The organism is Bacillus sp. LR--39 (assembly GCF_053613335.1).
Genome location: NZ_JBSIOT010000412.1, coordinates 1 through 986, shown reverse-complemented (window position 1 = coordinate 986; position 986 = coordinate 1). Strand labels below are relative to the sequence as shown.

The 986-nt window shown below is 49.5% G+C and carries 1 pseudogene; it reads right to left on the bottom strand.

The window, feature by feature from the left end:
- Positions 1–986 (bottom strand): annotated as a pseudogene (gene ganA / locus ACWHAR_RS23685) (beta-galactosidase GanA); the annotation flags it as partial.

Here is a 986-nt window from a genome sequence, read left to right as displayed (position 1 = left end):
GTCCGAGCCGTGGGCAATCATTTGCATGGATGACAGCAGATTCATGCCCGGGCGCTTTGCCTTGTTGACGTTATGCCAATTGACCGCGCTTGGCGTACACTCCATTAATAAGAAAGGCTGCTGCTTCAAGCTTCGGTACAGATCATTGATAAAGCCGACCTTCATCGCCAAATCAGCTGTGCTTTCCCAGTCATTGTGCCAGACAGGATAAGCGTCCCAGCTGATGACATCGACATGCTTTGCAAATTTGCTGTAGTCGAGGCCCTGATACGGGATCAAATCCGGTGTATCAGCCATAAAATTCGTTGTGATAGGGATATCAGGCGTCAATTCTTTCAGCGGAATGATTTCATTTTTATAAAACGAAATCGTTTGATCGGTGACGAACCGGCGCCAATCTAAATTCAGGCCATGCAAGCCATTTTCACCGATCGGCGAAGGGCTTTCAATTTGTGACCAGTCATTGAACGTATGGCTCCAAAAAGGGGTCCACCACGCATGGTTCAATGTCTTGAGGCTGTTGTCATATTTCGATTTCAGCCACTCCCGGAAAGCATGCTGGCATAGATCACAGTGGCAATCTCCCCCGTATTCGTTTGAAATGTGCCACATTAACAGCGCCGGGTGATGTCCGTATCGTTCTGCTAATAAGCGGTTGATGTGCCGTGTTTTTTCTCGGTAGACTTTAGATGTGAGGCAGTGGTTGTGCCTTCCGCCGTGCAGCTGTTTGACGCGTTCAGCATTCACGCGCAGCACTTCCGGATACTTTTGCGACAGCCAAGCAGGACGGGCGCCGCTCGGTGTCGCCAATATAATCCGGCCGCCGTTCCGGTGAATGCTCTCAAAAATATCATCCAGCCATTCAAACGTATAGACGCCTTCCTCCGGCTCAAGGGCGCTCCATGAAAAAATCCCCACTGAAAATGTATTCGTATGGGCAAGCTTCATCAGCTTGATGTCATCTGCAAGAATATCCGGACGGTCAA